Annotated in this window: 19 protein-coding genes; 15 read left to right on the top strand and 4 right to left on the bottom strand. The window is 63.0% G+C overall.

Annotated features, from left to right (window positions below; translation table 11 throughout):
* Positions 1–75 precede the first annotated feature (75 nt).
* The 6 genes from M1B34_RS30895 to M1B34_RS30870 all read left to right on the top strand — a co-directional run bounded on the left by M1B34_RS30895 (position 76) and on the right by M1B34_RS30870 (position 4153).
* Positions 76–228, top strand: a complete 153-nt coding sequence (locus M1B34_RS30895) for a DUF1127 domain-containing protein (RefSeq protein WP_425273381.1) — start codon at positions 76–78, stop codon at positions 226–228.
* A gap of 416 nt (positions 229–644) precedes the next feature.
* Complete coding sequence (locus M1B34_RS30890) at positions 645–962, top strand: DUF2388 domain-containing protein (protein ID WP_123328105.1); 318 nt, start codon at positions 645–647, stop codon at positions 960–962.
* Positions 963–1066: 104 nt separating this feature from the next.
* Complete coding sequence (locus tag M1B34_RS30885) at positions 1067–1375, top strand: DUF2388 domain-containing protein (RefSeq protein WP_123328131.1); 309 nt, start codon at positions 1067–1069, stop codon at positions 1373–1375.
* Between the two features lie 29 nt (positions 1376–1404).
* On the top strand, positions 1405–1725 hold the full coding sequence (locus M1B34_RS30880) for a DUF2388 domain-containing protein (RefSeq protein ID WP_123328104.1): 321 nt from the start codon (positions 1405–1407) through the stop codon (positions 1723–1725).
* A complete protein-coding gene (locus tag M1B34_RS30875; protein WP_268267091.1) occupies positions 1722–3683 on the top strand; it encodes a DUF7844 domain-containing protein in 1962 nt (653 codons plus the stop codon). The genes M1B34_RS30880 and M1B34_RS30875 overlap by 4 nt, the downstream gene beginning before the upstream one ends.
* A 95-nt stretch (positions 3684–3778) precedes the next feature.
* Entirely contained in the window at positions 3779–4153 is a 375-nt protein-coding gene (locus M1B34_RS30870; RefSeq protein WP_268267090.1) for a DUF2388 domain-containing protein, read from the top strand.
* Positions 4154–4186: 33 nt separating this feature from the next.
* Here M1B34_RS30870 and M1B34_RS30865 read toward each other — a convergent pair whose 3' ends face one another.
* A complete protein-coding gene (locus M1B34_RS30865) occupies positions 4187–4588 on the bottom strand; it encodes a GFA family protein (protein WP_268267089.1) in 402 nt (133 codons plus the stop codon).
* Positions 4589–4908: 320 nt separating this feature from the next.
* On the opposite strand from M1B34_RS30865, the gene M1B34_RS30860 reads away from it, so the two are divergent.
* From M1B34_RS30860 to M1B34_RS30820, 9 genes are all read left to right on the top strand, one after another.
* A complete protein-coding gene (locus tag M1B34_RS30860) occupies positions 4909–6216 on the top strand; it encodes a CitMHS family transporter (RefSeq protein WP_268267088.1) in 1308 nt (435 codons plus the stop codon).
* A gap of 70 nt (positions 6217–6286) precedes the next feature.
* On the top strand, positions 6287–7054 hold the full coding sequence (locus tag M1B34_RS30855) for a TerC family protein (protein WP_123328094.1): 768 nt from the start codon (positions 6287–6289) through the stop codon (positions 7052–7054).
* Between the two features lie 214 nt (positions 7055–7268).
* On the top strand, positions 7269–8927 hold the full coding sequence (locus M1B34_RS30850) for a Na/Pi cotransporter family protein (protein ID WP_123328093.1): 1659 nt from the start codon (positions 7269–7271) through the stop codon (positions 8925–8927).
* A gap of 56 nt (positions 8928–8983) precedes the next feature.
* Entirely contained in the window at positions 8984–10372 is a 1389-nt protein-coding gene (locus M1B34_RS30845) for a M16 family metallopeptidase (RefSeq protein WP_268267087.1), read from the top strand.
* A 90-nt stretch (positions 10373–10462) separates the two neighbouring features.
* Positions 10463–11506: a DUF5924 family protein gene (locus M1B34_RS30840; protein WP_123328091.1), complete on the top strand. Its 1044-nt coding sequence runs from the start codon at positions 10463–10465 to the stop codon at positions 11504–11506.
* Positions 11507–11560: 54 nt separating this feature from the next.
* Complete coding sequence (locus M1B34_RS30835) at positions 11561–12709, top strand: ABC transporter permease (protein WP_268267086.1); 1149 nt, start codon at positions 11561–11563, stop codon at positions 12707–12709.
* The gene (locus M1B34_RS30830) at positions 12706–13509 is read left to right on the top strand and encodes an ABC transporter ATP-binding protein (protein WP_123328089.1); all 804 of its coding nucleotides are present in this window, start codon (positions 12706–12708) and stop codon (positions 13507–13509) included. Before M1B34_RS30835 ends, M1B34_RS30830 begins: the two co-directional genes overlap by 4 nt.
* Before the next feature lies 1 nt (position 13510).
* On the top strand, positions 13511–14449 hold the full coding sequence (locus M1B34_RS30825) for an MlaD family protein (RefSeq protein WP_268267085.1): 939 nt from the start codon (positions 13511–13513) through the stop codon (positions 14447–14449).
* Positions 14446–15075 carry an ABC-type transport auxiliary lipoprotein family protein gene (locus tag M1B34_RS30820; RefSeq protein ID WP_123328087.1) on the top strand — a complete coding sequence of 210 codons (630 nt, stop codon included), beginning with the start codon at positions 14446–14448 and terminating at the stop codon, positions 15073–15075. Before M1B34_RS30825 ends, M1B34_RS30820 begins: the two co-directional genes overlap by 4 nt.
* A 40-nt stretch (positions 15076–15115) precedes the next feature.
* Here the strand turns inward: M1B34_RS30820 and M1B34_RS30815 are convergent, their stop codons facing one another.
* The 3 genes from M1B34_RS30815 to M1B34_RS30805 form a co-directional block, all read right to left on the bottom strand.
* Positions 15116–16345 (bottom strand): nucleoside recognition domain-containing protein, encoded by a 1230-nt coding sequence (locus tag M1B34_RS30815; protein ID WP_123328086.1) that lies wholly within the window; start codon positions 16343–16345, stop codon positions 15116–15118.
* 93 nt (positions 16346–16438) lie between these two features.
* On the bottom strand, positions 16439–17770 hold the full coding sequence (gene gltP / locus M1B34_RS30810; protein WP_123328085.1) for a glutamate/aspartate:proton symporter GltP: 1332 nt from the start codon (positions 17768–17770) through the stop codon (positions 16439–16441).
* Between the two features lie 700 nt (positions 17771–18470).
* Positions 18471–18929 carry an inhibitor of vertebrate lysozyme family protein gene (locus M1B34_RS30805; RefSeq protein ID WP_268267084.1) on the bottom strand — a complete coding sequence of 153 codons (459 nt, stop codon included), beginning with the start codon at positions 18927–18929 and terminating at the stop codon, positions 18471–18473.
* Positions 18930–18931: the final 2 nt, after the last annotated feature.

Here is an 18931-nt window from a genome sequence, read left to right as displayed (position 1 = left end):
AGGATGCTAACCATGGAACGTACAATCAGTTCCGAACTGTTCTTCGAAGAAAAAGCTGAAAAAACCCAGGCTTCCATGCCTCTGCGCGTTCTCGCCAACCTGATGCTGTGGCAGCGCCGCATCTCCAGCCGCCATCAACTGGCCCGTCTGGATTCGCGTCTGCTGGCTGACGCCGGGATTAGCGAAGCACAACGCTACGAAGAGCTGAGCAAGCCGTTCTGGCGCTAAGTTAGCGTCGCTGGCTCTGACCCACCGGGTCCACCGCCAGCACCCCGAATTGCATAAACCAAACCCGTCGCCGGAAACCGCGACGGGTTTTGTCGTTTCAGGGGCAGGATAATGTGGAATATCGCGTTAAAAGGCTGAATAGGTACAATTATAAAAATTACAAAATAGACCAATACAGTTTAATCAGACGCTCTATCTCGGTACTTTGGTAACCCCTCTTGGAATCAAACAACCAGGAATCACCCAGGCCGCAACAAGCCTGAAGACTGTTCGAAGCACTCTGCGCAGCCTAATATCCATCACGAAGTGGCGATTTATCCGCTGCCTTCGTCTGACTTATCTGGCTAGGCACTCGCAGCAATTGCCCGGCGTTGCACACAGCGACTTATCGATCTGTTCACTCAAGGAGTTACCCCATGACCCGTCTTCGTCTGCTCAGCGCTGCAGCCCTGCTGGCCGTGGCTGCCAATGCCCACGCCACCAGCCTGATCGTGACCACCGACGCCATCGTTGGCGCACTCAAGGCCACCACCGACGCGACTTCCGATGCCACCTCGTCGCTGCGTGACAACAAGATCGTTCGTGCTGCCCGCGATGACGCTGCCAGCTTTGTCGCCACCGACGGCAACATCCGTGGTGTAAAACTGGAAAGCGCCCTGGCCTTCATCCGCCAGCAAGCACCTGAGCTGGCCGCCAGCGACGCCCAACTGGCCCAGGCCATCCTAGCCATCTGACGGCCTGCCAGCCTTGAGGTGCCTGGCACCTCAAAGCCCTCTAGGCTGGCCCTCGCCAAGGCATTGCGCTAGCCTTGCAGCTGGTTTTTTAGCTGTCGAGACTCATGGGTTTGTTACGGATACCGTTTAGCGTTGCGCTGTTTTTCACTGTCTGTTGGGCCGGCTCGGCTCAGGCTTTCGACCTGACCACACAAGGTTTGGTTGTTACCGGCTACGCCACAAGCCAGGTGACCTCCGCGCCCTTCGACCATAAACTGATACTCGCCGCCCAGGACGATGCCGCCGCCTTCATTGCCACTGATGGTCAATGGCGGGGAGCGCAACTGGAGTCCGCCTTGAAGTACCTGCGTCAGACGCAGCCCAAACTTCATGCAAGCGACCTTGAACTGGCGCAGGCAATTCTCGTCAAATAATCATTCCCCAGTTATTCCGGAGTCGTTCCATGCGTAACCCGCTGATTGCCGCCACTCTTGGCCTGCTGTTGTTGGCCGACGTGGCCCAGGCACAAACGCTGGTGGCCACCAGTAACATCATCGTTCGGGCCTCTGGCCGTACGATCGATTTCACCTCGGATACCACCACCTCCATCCGTGATTCCAAAATCATCCGCGAAGCCCATGACGACGCCGCCAGCTTCGTCGCCAGCAATGGCGATATCCGTGGCGCCCAACTGGAAGCCGCGTTCGACACCCTGCGGACCCGCGTGCCAGAAGCCCGCGACGCCAGCGACCAGGTACTCGCCGAAGCCATTCTCGCTCTGTGAAGTCATTCAGCGCCTGGCTGCTGGCCGGGGTGGTCGCACTGTTGTGTGGCACCGCCCAGGCCGGCCTGCAATTGCGGCTCAAGACCGATGGCTTGAGCCCCGCCGAACAGCAAGCCAGCCAGGCGCTGCTGGATGAAGCGATACAGGCATTGCCGCCGCGCTTCATCCAGCAACTGGACCGCATCATCGACGTCGGCTGGACCGACCAGATGCCGGACAACGCCTACGGCGAAGCCTCGCTGGTGTCCGAGCTGGACCTCAACCGCGCCTTGCTCGCCAGCCTCGCCGACGGCTCTGCGGCCACCCAGAAAACCCACCGCCCCCACGGCACCGTGCGCCGCGAACTGCTGGCCACCGTACTGCATGAACTGACCCATATTTATGACCGTGCGCGCCTGTGGCCCAGCACCGAACGCACCCTGATCCAGCGCTGCGCACGCACCCACAACACCTCGGGCCTGATTGGCCTGCCCGATGCCTGCCGTGGCCAAACCGAACGGCGCTTCACCCTTAGCGACGACCCGCGCCTGCTCGACCTGGCCGGCTGGCCGCAATACGTCGGCCGCCGCGGCATGCGCGAACAGCACAACCGCCAAGTCGCCCGCAGCCCGGACATCTACGAGATCACCAACCCGAAAGAATTCGTCGCGGTGAACATGGAGTACTTCCTTCTCGACCCGAGCTACGCCTGCCGGCGTCCGGCGCTGTACCGCTACTACCAGGAACACTTCGGCTGGGCACCGCCAGCCAAGGACACCTGCGCCCAGTCGTTCGCCTTCCTCAACGCCGGCAACGACTTCGCCAAGCAGCCCCTGGGCAAGGTCGATCCGGAGCGGGTCTACGCCGTCGACTACTTGCTGGCCGAAGCCAACCAGAACTGGGTCAGTCGCTGGGGCCACAGCATGTTGCGCCTGGTGATCTGCGCCCCGGGCCGTCCCCGTGGCCCGGACTGCCGGCTAGACCTGGACCAGCACCTGGTGCTGTCCTACCGAGCCTTTGTCGGCGATGTGCAGCTGTCCAGCTGGGACGGCCTGGTGGGCAAGTACCCGTCGCGGCTGTTTGTCCTGCCCCTGGCCCAGGTCATCGACGAATACACCAAGACCGAACTGCGCAGCCTGGCCTCGGTGCCGCTGAACCTGTCGCGTACCGAAATCGAGCAGGTGGTGGAACACGCCGCCGAGATGCACTGGAGCTACGACGGCAACTACTACTTCCTGTCCAACAACTGCGCCGTGGAAAGCCTCAAGCTGCTGCGCAGCGGCAGCAACAACCCGCAACTGACGGGCCTGGACAGCATCATGCCCAACGGCTTGCTGGAAGTGCTCAAGGGCCGAGGCCTGGCGGACACCAGTGTGCTCGATGACCCGCGCGAAGCCCTGCGCCTGGGCTATCGCTTCGACTCGTTCCGCGACCGCTACCAAGCGATGTTCGAGGTGATCAAGAAGCACCTGCCGATCAAACAGGCCACCGTCGAGGACTGGCTCTCGCAAACCGCCGAAGAACGTCGCCAGTGGTTCGACCAGGCCGACCTGCGCACCAGCGCCGCCTTGCTGCTCCTGGAGCAGGCCAGCTTCCGCCGCCAACTGCTGCTGGCCCAGGATGAGGTCAAGCAGCGTTACCTGGGGGCCCGCGAACTGAAAAACGGCGGCATGGAAAAGGCCAACAAGACCTTGCAGGAAATCCTCGCCAACAGCGGTTTCCTCAGTCGCCCGGCGGAGTTGTTGGGCAGCAGTGGCTACGGCTTGCCGCAACCCAGCGAGTGGCAGCGCCTGGAAGCGGAAAGCAGCCTGCGCCAGAAACAACTGCAAACCCTGACCGGCGACCTGGATAAAGAAGTGCGCGCGCTATTGGAGCCGGCAAGGGCCGCGGAGATTGCCGCCAACGAGGCCAACCTGAAGCTCGTGGGCGAGCACCTGCGCGCCCTACACAAGGCAGCGGGCGGGCTGCAGCTGCCTTGATCGCGTCGACAGTGCAAGGCGAAGACTTTCTGCCCGTAACCCGGGCAGAAAATACCCCCTGTGCTCGTCCCCCCATTGCCTGGATGCAATTCACCATGAAGTCACTCAACACTCTCGCCTCGCGCCGACGCTTCAGCTTTATGGCGGCCTTGGTGCTGAGCACGCCGACCTTGGGTGGGGACTTTTTGCCGGATTTCGACAGTGAGCCCGGCAAGGCGAGTCTGTTTTGGGCCGCCTTTACCACCACCGGGCCCTTTATCGCCACCACGCTGACCTTCAAGAAGCTCAGCGGCAACGACGAGAAAAGGCTGGTGCTGGCCCGGGACGATGCAGCGACCTTTGTGGCCAGCGATGCAGTGATTCGCGGCGTGCAGCTTGAGTCAGCCCTGCTGATGCTGCGCCAGGAGCGCGACCTGGATCGCTACGATGACCTGGCCCTGGCCCGTGCCATCCTCGGGTCCACCGACTGAACACCAGGGTGGCGCTGCCTAAGCCGCCACAGGCTACAACGCCTCCTGCGCCTCACCCGGCAACTGCTCATCCAGATGCAGCCAGGGCAGGCGGCTGTCCGTCCAGATATGCCGATCCGCCGGTGCCTGTTCGGGGTGGTCCAGGGTGGCGATGGTCACGTCGATGCTGTCCGGGCTCAGGCTGGTCACCAGCGCCAGCTGCGCACCGCAGTTCGAGCAGAAGTAACGCACACAGCTTGGCGAAGACTCATAGCGCGCCGGCGTACCCTGCAGCCACTGGAAAGCCGAGGCGGGCAGGGTGATCCACGTAGTCACCAGGCCACCGCTGACTCGGCGACAGATCGAGCAATGGCAATGGGCGATGTCTCGCAATGGGCCGCTGAACTGATAACGCAGCCCGCCACAGTGGCAACCGCCCTGGTGTAATTCGCTCATGTGTCGCGCTCCCTGAAGCCCCAAGTTCGTCACTTTATGCCGCTCATCGGCTGCCTGAACATCTGTCCAATCCTTTCACCAGCGAAAGGTAGCTGAAAGCTTCCCCGATTAGGATCGCCTCCACTACCGGCAACAGACCGGTTGGCCACTGTGAACGTTTCGACGTTTTGCGGCCCAATTAACAACAACAATGGTGATTCTGATGTTTGCTCGTACCCGCCTCGTCGCACCCACTCCACCCGTACGCCTCGCGCTTCCCGTTCTGCGCTGACCCCACCCGGTTCGCCATTCCCTAGCCGCGCCACGCCTGGAGTATCCCTATGCTGACTTTCCTTGGCTTCGCCATGGTCATCACCTTCATGTTCCTGATCATGACCAAGCGCCTGTCGGCGCTGATCGCCCTGATCATCGTGCCCATCCTGTTCGCCCTGTTCGGCGGTTTCGCGCCGAAGATCGGCCCGATGATGCTCGAAGGCATCACCAAGCTGGCGCCCACCGGCGTGATGCTGATGTTCGCCATTCTGTACTTCGCCCTGATGATCGACTCCGGCCTGTTCGACCCGGCCGTGCGCAAGATCCTCAAGCTGGTCAAGGGTGACCCGCTGAAGGTCTCGGTCGGTACCGCCGTGCTCGCCCTGGTGGTGTCCCTGGACGGTGACGGCGCCACCACCTACATGATCTGCGTGGCCGCCATGCTGCCGCTGTACAGCCGCATCGGCATGAGCCCGCGGATCATGGCAGGCCTGATCATCCTCGCCGGCGGCGTGATGAACATGACCCCCTGGGGCGGCCCGACGGCCCGTGCGGCCAGCGCCTTGCACGTGGACCCATCAGACATTTTCGTACCGATGATCCCGGCCATGCTGGCGGGCGTGGTGGCGATCCTGGCGATTGCCTATATGTACGGCAAGCGTGAACGTGCGCGTCTGGGTGAACTGCACCTGCAAGGCGACGAGATCGACCACAGCGAAATCAGCGTCTCGCAATTCCCCGATGCCCGTCGTCCGAAAATGATCTGGTTCAACGGTGGCCTGACCCTGGCCCTGATGTGCGCGCTGATCGCCGGCCTGTTGCCGCTGCCGGTGCTGTTCATGGTGGCCTTCAGCATCGCGATGATCGTCAACTACCCGTGCCTGCAACAGCAGAAAGACCGCGTCGCGGCCCATGCCGGCAGCGTGTTGGCGGTGGTCGGGCTGATCTTCGCGGCGGGCATCTTCACCGGCATCCTGTCGGGCACCGGCATGGTTGACGCCATGTCCAAAAGCCTGCTGGCGGTGATCCCGGAAGCGTTGGGGCCTTACCTTGCAGTCATCACCGCGCTGGTAAGCATGCCGTTCACCTTTTTCATGTCCAACGACGCCTTCTACTACGGCGTGCTGCCGGTGCTGGCCGAAGCCGCCAGCCACTACGGCATCACCGCGGTGGAAATGGCACGTGCCTCGATCGTCGGTCAGCCCGTCCACTTGCTGAGCCCATTGGTGCCATCGACTTACCTGTTGGTGGCCCTGGCCGGGATCGAATTCGGCGACCACCAGCGCTTCACCTTGAAGTGGGCAGTGCTGGTGTGCCTGTGCATAATGTTTGCTGCCTTGCTGATGGGGATTTTTCCGCTGTTCAGCACTCTATAAAAGCAACGACTCTTCGCCCAGGCCGGCTACCGCGCCCTGGGCGATCTAACACTCGCTCAAAGGAATACACATGGAATGGCTGACCAACCCGGAAATCTGGGTTGCCTTCTTTACCCTGACCGCCCTCGAAATCGTCCTGGGTATCGATAACATCATCATGATTTCGATCCTGGTCAGCCGCATGCCCAAACACATGCAGGCGCGGACCCGGATTTTCGGTCTGGCCCTGGCCATGATCACGCGGATCCTGTTGCTGCTGTCGATCACCTGGGTCATGCGCCTGACCGCCGACCTGTTCGTGGTCTTCGGCCAGGGCATCTCCGGGCGTGACCTGATCCTGTTCTTCGGTGGCCTGTTCCTGCTGTGGAAAAGCTCGCAAGAGATGTACCACGCGCTGGAAGGCGAAGACGAAACCAACGAAGAGCCTTCGGGCAAGGGCGGCAACTTCCTCTACACCATCATCCAGATCGCGATCATCGACATCGTCTTCTCCCTGGACTCGGTGATCACGGCCGTCGGCATGGTCTCCCACGTTCCGGTGATGGTCGCAGCGATTGTCGTCGCCGTACTGGTGATGATGCTGGCCGCCGGCACCATCAGCGACTTCATCGACAAGCACCCGTCGCTGAAAATGCTGGCGCTGTCCTTCCTGCTGGTGGTGGGTACCGTGCTGATCGCCGAAGCCTTCGAAGTGCATGTGCCAAAAGGCTACGTCTACTTCGCCATGGCGTTCTCCCTGGCCGTGGAAGCGGTGAACATCAAGATGCGCACCGCCATCGCGAAAAAGAAGAAACAGCAAGATCCGGTAAAGCTGCGCAAAGACATTCCGGGCCAATAAGCCCAACGCGCGTGACACCAGAAGGGGCCCTCGGGCCCCTTTTTCACGCCTGTAAAAAGCTGTTTTCATGACAGTTTTGTTTCAATCGACGGTTTAGCTATGCGATGCTGGCGCGCAGGGCGTTCGCCAACTACAGCTTAAACAAACCTATTAGAACGTCGCGCCACACTGTCTATCTGCCCCTTTGGGGCCATTCACCCCAGGGGGGCCCTGTATGCTGACCCTGCTCAATTTGCTCTCTGCCGTCGCCTTGCTGATTTGGGGCACGCACATCGTCCGTACCGGCATCCTGCGGGTCTACGGTTCCAACCTGCGCCATGTCATCGGCCAGAACATGGCCCGCCGCCCCCTGGCCTTTATCGCTGGGATCCTGGTCACTGCCATGGTCCAGAGCAGCAACGCCACGGCGATGCTGGTGACCTCTTTCGTCGGCCAGGGGCTGATGGCCCTGACCCCGGCCCTGGCAACCATGCTCGGCGCCGACGTCGGTACGGCATTGATGGCCCGGGTGCTGACCTTCGACCTGTCGTGGCTGTCACCGCTGCTGATTTTTCTCGGGGTGATCTTCTTCCTGTCGCGCAAGCAGACCCGCGCCGGCCAGTTGGGCCGGGTCGGCATCGGCCTGGGCCTGATCATCCTGGCCCTGCAACTGATCGTTGAAGCCGCCGCCCCCATTACCCACGCTCAGGGGGTGAAAGTGCTGTTCGCCTCCCTGACCGGCGACATCCTCCTCGATGCCCTGATGGGCGCCGTGTTCGCCATGGTCTCGTACTCCAGCCTGGCGGCGGTGCTGCTCACCGCCACCCTGGCCGGCGCCGGGGTGATCAGCCTGCCCGTGGCCATTGGCCTGGTGATCGGCGCCAACATCGGCAGCGGGGTGCTGGCCTTCCTCAGCACCAGCATGCAGAACAGCGCCGGGCGCCAGGTGGCGCTGGGCAGCCTGCTGTACAAGCTGATCGGGTTGCTGCTGATCATTCCCGTGCTCGACCCCCTGGCCCACTGGATGGACAGCCTGGACTTCAGCCCTCAGGAAGTGGTGATCGGTTTCCATCTGCTCTACAACAGCGCCCGCTGCCTGTTGCTGCTGCCCACCGTCGGTCCCATGGCCAAGCTCTGTGCCTGGCTGCTGCCGGAACGCGCGGAAACCAACGGCCGCGCCCGGCCCCGGCACCTGGACCCCACCGCGCTGGTCACCCCCAGCCTGGCCCTGGCCAACGCCGCCCGGGAAACCCTGCGCATTGGCGACCTGATCGACAACATGCTCGAAGCCATGCTCGATGTGCTGCAGGGTAAACAGACCGCCGTCACCCTGGAGATGCGCAACCTCAGCGACGACGTCGAGTCCCTCTACAGCGCCATCAAGCTGTACCTGGCGCAAATGCCCCGGGAAGACCTGAGCGAGCAGGACAGCCGCCGCTGGGCCGAGATCATTGAGCTGGCGATCAACCTCAAGCTCGCCGGCGACCTGATCGAACGCATGCTGCGCAAGGTCCAGCAGCAGAAAACCTCCCAGCGGCGCTCGTTCTCCGAGGTCGGCCTGGAAGAGCTGGCCGGCCTGCACGCCCAATTGATTTCCAACCTGCGCCTCGGCTTGTCGGTGTTCCTCAGCGCCGACCCGGAAAGTGCCCGCCAACTGCTGCGGGAGAAACGCCGCTTCCGCGCCCAGGAACGGCGCCTGGCCCACGCTCACGTCAGCCGGCTGCAACGCAAGATCGTCCAGAGCATCGAAACCAGCTCCCTGCACCTGGAGCTGATCGCCGACATGAAGCGCCTCAACTCGCTGTTCTGCAGCAGCGCCTACGTGGTCCTGGAAACGTCGGAAACCGGTGCCCTGGCCGTGGACGATATGGCTGACATCACCCATTCACCCTGAACGTCCAGGATGGATCGAAGTCGTAGAACTTACGCACGCCGTAAGGAAACCCCGTTATGCGTTGTCTGTTGTTGGCCTGCCTGCTGCTGAGCTCGGCTCATTCGTTTGCCCTGGACCGCTTCCAGGTCGAGGGCTACTTGCTGCCCAACGGCCTGCAAGTGCTGCTCAAGCCGGGCACAGAGCGCGGCCACGTGGCCATCCGCCTGGTGGTGGGGGTGGGCCTGGATGACTTCAGCTGCGCCGACAAGGAACTGCCGCACCTACTGGAACACCTGCTGTTCAGCGGGATCGACGGCGGCGACGAAGGCAACCTCGAAGAACGCATGCAAGCCCTGGGGGGCGAATGGAACGCCTACACCAGTAACGCCGACACCACCTTCGTCATCGAGGCGCCGGCGCGCAATCAGCGCAAGGTCCTCGACCTGCTGCTGGCCGTGCTGACCCGCACCCGCATCGACAACAACGCCATCGCCGCCGCCAAACAGGTGGTCGAGCGCGAAGATGGCGGCCACTACTCACACCTGCAACGCTTCCTCGATCGCCAGGACCTGGGCCACAAGGCCAGCAACCAGTTGGCCGTGGAACTGGGGCTCAAATGCGCCGAGCGCGCCGAAGTGCAGCACCTGACCCAGGCGCAGTTGGAGGACGTACGCGAGCACTGGTACGCGGCCAACAACATGACCCTGATCATCGTCGGCGACCTCGACCGCCTGCTGCCCGCTTACCTGGAGCGCACCTATGGCCAGCTCCCGGCGGTGGACCCACGCGAGCACCCCGGCTTGCCGGAAATCCAGGGCCACGCAGCGGCCGAGCGCAACCTGACCCTGGGCTGGGTCGGCAACGGCGCCAAGCTGCATTGGCTGTTTCCCGAGCCGGTGCTCGACGAGCAACACGATGCGACCTTCGACCTGCTCAAGGAATACCTGGACTGGGCCCTCTACCAGCGGTTGCGCCTGGATCACGAGCTGTCCTACGGGCCCTGGAGCGATCGCCAAGTCTTCGGCGGGGTAGGCTTTCTCAGCCTGAATGCCGACTTGGACCGGGACGATGTGCCCCAAGCCCGGCAGGTGATCGATGAGCTCAAGGCGCGCTTGCTCAAGGACGGCCTCGACCCGGCCACCTTTGAACGCCTGAAACAGGCAGCCATTGCCCGGCAAGCCTGGGCGACCCAAGGCAACAGTGCCCTGGCGGACTATTACTGGAGCGCCCTGGGCGACTACGACAACGGCCGCTTCAGCGACCCGGCCAAACGCCTGCAAGCGGTCAGCCTGAAGCAGGCCAACCAGGCCCTGGGGCAATTGCTCGAACAACCGGGCTACCTGCGCGTCGAGCAACCGTTGCTCAGTGACGAGCAAGTGCTGTGGCTGGCCGCCGGCCTGCTCGGGCTGATCGGCCTGGCCCTGCTGGGTTGGCGCCTGCGACGCCACGCCAAGCTGGACCGCTGAGGCGGGCGAGGGCGCCGGGTCCCTCGCCACAACCCCGCGCCGACGTTATCCTGTCGCGGATTTTTCCTGCCAAGACTGTGAACCCGCCCCATGCCTAACTGGACTCACTACATACAGCGCCTGCTCGAACTGATGAAGCGCTATCCAGGGGTGATTGCGCTCGGCGGTTTCATCTCCGGGGTCGGCAGTTTCATCCTGGTGGATCGCCAGCAAAGCCTGGCCACCTGGATCGCCGTGATCATGCTGGTGAGCTGGGTCTGGCTGATGCTGGAGAACAGCCTGACCCAGCTGTTCACCAAGGTCTTCAAGCGGGAAATCCCCCAGCCCTTGCTGCGCTACGCCACGCAGATGATCCACCAGGAAAGCCTGTTCTTCGTCTTGCCGTTCTTCTTCATCACCACCAGCTGGAACAGCGGCCAACTGGTGTTTACCGGCCTGCTCGGCGCCGCGGCCCTGGTGTCCATCACCGACCCGCTGTACTACAAATGGCTGGCACCCCGGCGCTGGCTGTTCCTTGCCCTGCACACCCTGACCCTGTTCGCGGCGCTGCTCACGGCCCTGCCGATCATCTTGCACCTGACCACCTCCCAGAGCTTCAAACTGGCCCTGGGCATCGCCATGCTGTTGTCGTTTCCCAGCCTGGCGTCGATCTTCCCAATTCGCAGCCTGCGCAGCGCCCTGGCAGTGCTGAGCATCACCCTGGCCATCGGCGGCACCGGCTGGCTGCTGCGCTCCTGGGTACCGCCGGCGACCCTGTGGCTGACCGAAGACGCCATCAGCACCGAGCTGCAGGACCGCACGCCGGGCGACGGCCTGGAAGAGATCAGCGCCAGCCAGGTTCGCAGCACTGGGGTCTACGCCTACACCGCGATCAACGCACCGCGTGGGCTGGACGAGCGCATCTATCACGTCTGGCAATTCAACGGCAAAGAGGTGGACCGCATCGCCCTGGATATTCACGGCGGGCGCAAAGAGGGCTACCGGGCCTGGTCGCGCAAGCAGAACTTCCCGGCCAACCCCGTGGGGCGCTGGCAGGTACGTGTGCTGACCGAGGACGGGCAAGTGATTGGCGTGCTGCGCTTTAAAGTCACCGACACCGATCAAAACAGCGGCGCCGCCAGCCAGGCAAAATAGCCCGGTTCGTGCTATTACCTACCACTGCGTAATAGCCATACAAGCACGGAGCTTATGACCCCTAACGCAACGCCCGGCAGTGCCCAGATGGATCCTTCGACCACCCCTGCGCAACTGCGGATCACGGGTGACTGGACCCTCGCGCACTACACCGAGCTCAAGCGCCAGGCGCAGAAGCTCACTGGCAGCTACAGCGACAGCACCCCTATCGACCTCAACGGCCTGGGCGCCCTGGACACCGCCGGTGCTTCGCTGCTGGTTGAGCTGCTGGGGGCTGAGCGCCTGGGCCGCAGCGCCGAACATCCCGAGTGCAGCCTGAGCGCCGCCGACCGCGCCCTGTTGCACACCGTCTATTGCTCCCTGAGCGACTTCTGCGTACCGGTCAAGGAACCGGAAGAATCGGTGGGCATCCAGTTGCTCGCACGCATTGGCAGGGCGGTGGATGCCATTTGGCAGGACACCCTGCAACTGCTGGGCTTTGTCGGGCTGATCCTGGAAACCCTGGTCCGCGGGCTGTTCAAGCCCAAGCGCTGGCGCGTCACCTCGGTGGTCGCGCACATCGAACAGACCGGCCTCGACGCCGCGCCCATCGTCGCCTTGCTGACCTTCCTGGTGGGGGCCGTGGTGGCCTTCCTCGGCGCCACGGTGCTGGCCAATTTCGGCGCCAGCCTGTTTACCGTGGACCTGGTGGCGTTCTCCTTCCTCCGCGAATTCGCCGTGCTGCTCACTGCCATCCTGATGGCCGGGCGCACGGCCAGCGCCTTTACCGCGCAGATCGGCTCGATGAAGGCCAACGAGGAAATCGACGCCATCCGCACCCTTGGCCTCGACCCCATGGAGTTGCTGGTGCTGCCGCGGGTCCTGGCGTTGCTGGTGGCCCTGCCGATGCTGACCTTCCTCGCCATGCTCTCGGGGATTATCGGCGGCGGGGTGGTTTGCGCCTTGTCCCTGGGAATTTCGCCGGCGATGTTCCTGACCCTGCTGCAGTCGGACATTGGCGTGCAGCACTTCCTGGTGGGCATGGTCAAGGCACCGATCTTTGCCTTCCTGATTGCCGCCATCGGCTGCCTGGAGGGTTTCAAGGTCAGCGGCAGCGCCGAATCCGTGGGCGCCCACACCACCTCCAGCGTGGTGCAGTCGATTTTCGTGGTCATCGTCCTCGACGCGGTGGCCGCCCTGTTCTTCATGGAGATGAGCTGGTGAGCCGTATCGCCCGAGGGCCCGCCGAGGCGGTGATTGAGGTCCGTGGCCTGTGCAACCGCTTCGGCACCCAGAGCGTGCACGAGCAACTCGACCTGGACCTGTACAAGGGCGAGATCCTCGCCGTGGTCGGTGGCTCCGGCAGCGGCAAGTCGGTGCTGCTGCGCAGCATCGTCGGCTTGCGACGGCCCAGTGAAGGTTCGGTACGGGTCTTCGGCCAGGACCTGCCCAGCCTGGCGGAGCACCAACGTTCGCTGATCGAGCGGCGCTTCGGCGTGCTGTTCCAGAAGGGCGCGCTGTTCTCGTCCCTGACCGTGACCGAAAACGTCGCCGTGCCGCTGATCGAGCATGCGGGCCTGTCACGCAGCGACGCCGAGCACCTGGCGGCGGTCAAACTGGCCTTGGCCGGCTTGCCGCTGTCGGCCGCCGACAAATACCCGGCCTCGCTGTCCGGCGGCATGATCAAGCGCGCGGCCCTGGCTCGCGCCCTGGCCCTGGACCCGGACATTCTGTTTCTCGATGAACCCACCGCCGGCCTCGACCCCATTGGCGCGGCGGCTTTCGACCAACTGATCCTGACCCTGCGTGATGCCCTGGGCCTGAGTGTGTTCCTGGTCACCCATGACCTGGACACCCTCTACACCATCACCGACCGGGTGGCGGTGCTGGCGCAGAAGAAAGTGCTGGTGGCGGCCCCCATCGAACAGGTGGCCGAGACCGACGACCCGTGGATTCACGAATACTTCCATGGCCCTCGCGGCCGCGCGGCGTACCAGGCCGCTCAACAGCTCAACGAGGTCTGACATGGAAACCCGCGCCCATCACGTCTTGATCGGCCTGTTCACTGTGATTGTGGTGGCCGGCGCCTTGCTGTTCGGCCTGTGGCTGGCCAAGTCCAGCGTCGACAGCGCCTTCCAGGACTACGAGGTGGTCTTCAATGAAGCCGTCAGCGGCCTGTCCAAGGGCAGCTCCGTGCAGTACAGCGGGATCAAGGTCGGCGACGTGGTCAGCCTGCGCCTCGACCCCAAGGACCCGCGCCGCGTGTTGGCGCGGATTCGCCTGGGCGGGGAAACCCCGATCAAGGAAGACACCCAGGCCAAACTGGCGCTCAACGGCATCACCGGCACCTCGATCATCCAGCTCAGCGGCGGCACGCCACAAAGCCCGGCACTCAAAGGTAAGGGCGGCCACCTGCCGACCATCGTCGCCTCGCCGTCGCCCATTGCCCGCCTGCTGAACAACAGCAACGACCTGATGACCAGCGTCAACCTGCTGCTGCACAACGCCAATCGCCTGTTCTCACCGGAAAACATCGACCGTGTCAGCACCACCCTGGCCAACCTGGAGCAAACCACCGGGACCATCGCCGACCAGCGCGACGACATTCGCCTGGCCCTGCAGCAACTGGTGGTCATCAGCAAGCAGGCCGGCAAAACCCTGGAGCAGACCAGCGCCCTGATGCGCAACGCCAACGGCCTGCTCAACGAGCAGGGCAAACAGATGTTCACCAGCGCCGAACATGCCATGCACTCCCTGGAGCGCAGCACCGCCACCATCGACCAGTTGCTGAGCAGCAACAAGGAGTCGCTGAACACCGGCATCCAGGGCCTCAATGGCTTGGCGCCAGCGGTGCGAGAACTGCGTGACACCTTAAGCTCCCTGCGCGCCATCACCCGGCGCCTGGAGGCCAACCCTGGCGGCTACCTGCTGGGTAACGAGAAGAACAAGGAGTTCACGCCATGAAGCGTGCCTATCGTGCGTTCGCCCCCCTGGCCCTGAGCCTCGGCCTGGCCCTGACCAGCGCCTGTTCGATCCTGCCCAAGGGCGAGCCCCTGGACGTCTACCGCCTGCCCACCGCCCAGAGCGCGACCCAGGCATCGGGCCAGGCCTTGCCCTGGTCCTTGCAACTGCTCAAGCCCCAGGCCAGCGATGCCCTGAACAGTGCGCGGATCGCAGTGATTCCCCAGGGCGACCTGATCAGCAGCTACAAGGCCTCCCGCTGGAGCGATCCGGCGCCGATCCTGCTGCGTAATCGGTTGTTCGATGGCTTCCAGCGGGACGGCCGGGTGCAACTGCTGAGCACCGATGACAGTAACCTGCAAACCGATCTGGCCCTGGGCGGCGAGCTGCAGGCGTTCCAGACCGAATACCAGGGCTCCGCGGCCTGGGTGGTGGTGCGCCTGGATGCGCGACTGGTGCGCGGCAGCGACCAGAAGATTCTTGCCAGCCGGCGCTTTGAAGTGCGCCAGCCCCTGAGCGAAGGCCAGGTTCCGGCGGTGGTGGCGGGGTTTGGCCAGGCCAGCGATACGCTGACCCGGCAAGTGGTGGAATGGGCAGTGGGGCAGGGCAATAGAGTGGAAACCCCTTGAAGCCAGCCCACTGAAGGAGCCGGCTTGCCGGCGAATCAGCTCAACCGAAAAACCAATAGCAAACAGCAATCGCTGCCACCACACCGGCGAACTCCGCCAGCAGTGCACAGCCCACGGCGTGCCGCACGCGCTGGATGCCCACCGCACCGAAATACACCGCCAACACATAGAAGGTGGTTTCGGTGCTGCCCTGGATGGTCGCCGCCGCCAGGGCCGGGAAACTGTCCACGCCCTGGGTTTTCATGGTTTCAATCAACATCGCCCGCGCCGCGCTGCCGGAGAACGGCTTGACCAGCGCGGTGGGCAGGGCGTCGACGAAGCGGGTATCCCAGCCGGCCCACTCCACCAGATGGCGAATGCCGTCCAGGCCGAAGTCCAGCGCCCCGGACGCCCGCAACACGCCAATCGCGCAGAGCATGGCCACCAGGTAGGGCAGCAGGCTCTTGGCGACGTCGAAGCCTTCTTTCGCCCCTTCGACAAAGGCCTCGTAGACCTTGACCTTGCGCAGCGCACCAATCACCAGGAACAGCATGATCAGGCCGAACAGGGTCAGGTTGCCGAGAATGGAAGACAGTGACGCCAGGGCTGCCGCCGACATCGTCGCGAGCAGCGCCATAAAGGCCCCCAGGGCCAGGGCGCCGGGAATCAGATAGGCCAGCACCACCGGATCCCAGAGGCGCAGACGCTGCATGACCGCCACCGACAGCAAACCCACCAGGGTCGAGGCGCTGGTGGCCAGGAGGATCGGCAGGAACACCAGGGTCGGGTCAGCGGCGCCTTGCTGGGCGCGGTACATAAAGATGGTCACCGGCAGCAGGGTCAGGGATGACGCGTTAAGCACCAGGAACAGGATCTGCGCATTGCTCGCCGTGGTGGCGCTGGGGTTGAGCTCCTGCAACGCGCGCATGGCCTTGAGGCCGATGGGGGTGGCGGCGTTGTCCAGGCCCAGGCCGTTGGCGGCGAAGTTCAGGGTGATCAGGCCAAGAGCGGGGTGGCCCGGTGGCACTTCCGGCATCAGCCGGGCAAACAGCGGGCCCAGGACCTTGGCCAGCCAGTCGACGATCCCGGCCTTCTCCGCGATCCGCAGAAACCCCAGCCACAGGGTCAAGGTGCCGAACAGCAGCACCATGACTTCCACCGACAGTTTGGCCATGGCGAAGATGCTCTCCACCATCGCCGCGAAGATGCCCGCGTTGCCGCCCACCAGCCACTGGGCCAGGGCCGAAACCATTGCCACGATGAAGAAGCCGAGCCACAGGCCGTTGAGCATCAGAGAATCCCCCCAGAATAAGGGCCGAATGATAGCGGGGCCCGCAGAAACGACAAACCCCGGATTAACCGGGGTTTGTCAGAGGTCATTGCCTCAGCCTTGGCTGATTTCACCAGCCGGAAGCTTTTCCTTGCTGCGCCAGTGCGGCAGGGAGTTCCAGTAGCGCTGGCCCTTGGCATCGTCGTACATGCCTTCCCAACGGGAGATGACCAGTACTGCCAGGGCGTTGCCGATCACGTTCAGAGCGGTACGCGCCATGTCCATCACGCGGTCGACACCCGCGATGAACGCCAGGCCTTCCAGTGGAATGCCCACGCTGCCCAGGGTCGCCAGCAGCACCACGAAGGACACGCCCGGTACGCCGGCGATGCCTTTGGAGGTGACCATCAGGGTCAGCACCAGCAGCAGTTGCTGGCTGATGGACAGGTCGATGCCGTACAGCTGGGCAATGAAGATTGCCGCGATGCTCTGGTACAGGGTCGAGCCGTCAAGGTTGAACGAGTAGCCGGTCGGCACCACGAAGCTGCAGATGGCTTTTGGCGCGCCGTAGGCTTCCATCTTCTCGATCACACGCGGCAGCACGGTTTCCGAACTGGCGGTGGAGTAAGCGAGCACCAGCTCATCCTTGAAGATGCGCATCAGCTTGATCACCGAGAAGCCGAACAGGCGGGCGATCAGGCCGAGGATCACGAAGGCAAAGAAGGCGATGGCCACGTAAACCAGGATCACCAGCTTGGCCAGGGGCAGCAGGGAGGCGAAGCCGAAGTTGGCCACGGTCACCGCGATCAGGGCGAATACACCGATCGGGGCGTAGTTCATGATCATGTGGGTGACTTTGAACATGCTTTCCGAGACGCCCTGGAACATCTTCACCAGCGGCTCGCGCAGGTCCGACTGCAGGCTCGACAGACCGAGACCGAACAGTACCGAGAAGAAGATGATCGGCAGCATTTCGCCGCGGGCCATGGCCGCGAAGATGTTCGACGGGATCAGGTTGAGGATGGTCTGGATGAAGGCGTGTTCATGCTGCACTTCAGCCGCGGTGGCCTGGTACTTGGAGATGTCCACGGTACCCAGGGTGCTCATGTCGATGCCGGCGCCCGGGTGGAACACGTTGGCCAGCAACAGACCGACAACGATCGCGATGGTGGTGACGATCTCGAAGTAGATGATGGTCTTCAGGCCAATGCGCCCGAGTTTCTTGGCGTCGCCCACACCGGCAATGCCGACGATCAGGGAGGAGATGACGATCGGGATCACGATCATCTTGATCAAGCGGATAAAGATATCGCCCGCCGGTTGCAACACGTTGCTGATCCACCAGGCCTTCTCGGCACTGAAGTGGTTAAGCAGCGCTCCAATTGCAATCCCCAGCACCAGACCGATGAGGATCTGCCAGGCGAGGCTTAGTTTTGCCTTCTTCATATCATTACCCTTACTTGCGTTGGACTCGGGCTGATGCGCGAACTGGAACGCTCAATGGCGGAAAAGTTTGTGCATCGGCCCCCGTATAAGGTCATCCCGAGCGAGCATTTACAGCTCTCTGCGGGCGAAAAAAGGCGCAACTATTCCGATGCAAGGGAGGCGCGTCTAATGCCGTAAACGCCTACCCTATGCCGAATCGGCATGAGTTTTCATAAACAAAACGGTCGTCCCAACCGGTTCGAATGTGACATTTCGGCAGACGTAAATGCCGTGAAACGGCCATTTCAAGCGGCATGCAGGGGTTTTGGGGAACGTCCGAAATGGCCTCTGAAAGCGCAGAAATGTCCTAGCTATTCGCCGGATAGTTCGACACGCTTTCTTGAGAAGTTTCTCGATATACGGTCTGTGGGGCAGACCCGGAGGCGGGAAGCGCAGGTGATCGACCACAAGGGTCGCTATAAACGAAGGGGGCTTTTCAAGCACGCCGCAAGCTCGTCAGGCCATTCATGACCTGGGAGCCTGCGCCGCAGCTTTTCTCCTGACCCGGCCCTTGCGGAGGCACTCCCTGTACCCCTAGGTCACTCCGATCTCGCATCGATCAGAACATCCCGGCCCCTTGGTCATGCACGCACCTTCATCGGGTGGTGCAACAGTCGAAGTGGCCAGGGCGGCCCCTCCTTCTATGGTCGAAATCGCGAACTCAGTACCAGTTCGGGTCTTTCTTCAGCTGTTCTTTCAACAGTGCCTGCATGCCCTCGTCCGGCTTACCGAGGAATCGGTAATCGGCGTGGCGCGTGGGCGACTTGTCGGCAGGCAGGGCCGCCGGCACATCCACCAGCATTGCGTAGGCATGTTGCTTGTCGAAGCTGAAGGCGACGATCAGCCGCTGGCTGGAGCAGGTCTGCGCGGTTTCGCAGAGCGGGCCCACCAGGTACTGGTCACCGTCTTCGGCCACGGCGTTCATCTGTTGCTGAGCATCGCCCGACAGGTTCATCACCCATTCAGGCAAGCGCTCTTCCTTGTGCACAACCCCTTGCCAGGTTTCACGGAACTGCGGGTCGGAGCTGAGAAGCTCGTTGACCCGCGCCTGGCCATCATTGGCCGCCAGCGCTGCAGCGCTCGTACCGAGCAACAGCGTGGCCGCCAATGTCTTCAACAAAA

Source organism: Pseudomonas morbosilactucae, assembly GCF_023241715.1.
Lineage (GTDB): Bacteria > Pseudomonadota > Gammaproteobacteria > Pseudomonadales > Pseudomonadaceae > Aquipseudomonas > Aquipseudomonas morbosilactucae.
Note: the sequence above shows the minus strand (reverse complement) of the source record. Positions and strands in the feature narration are given on the sequence as shown.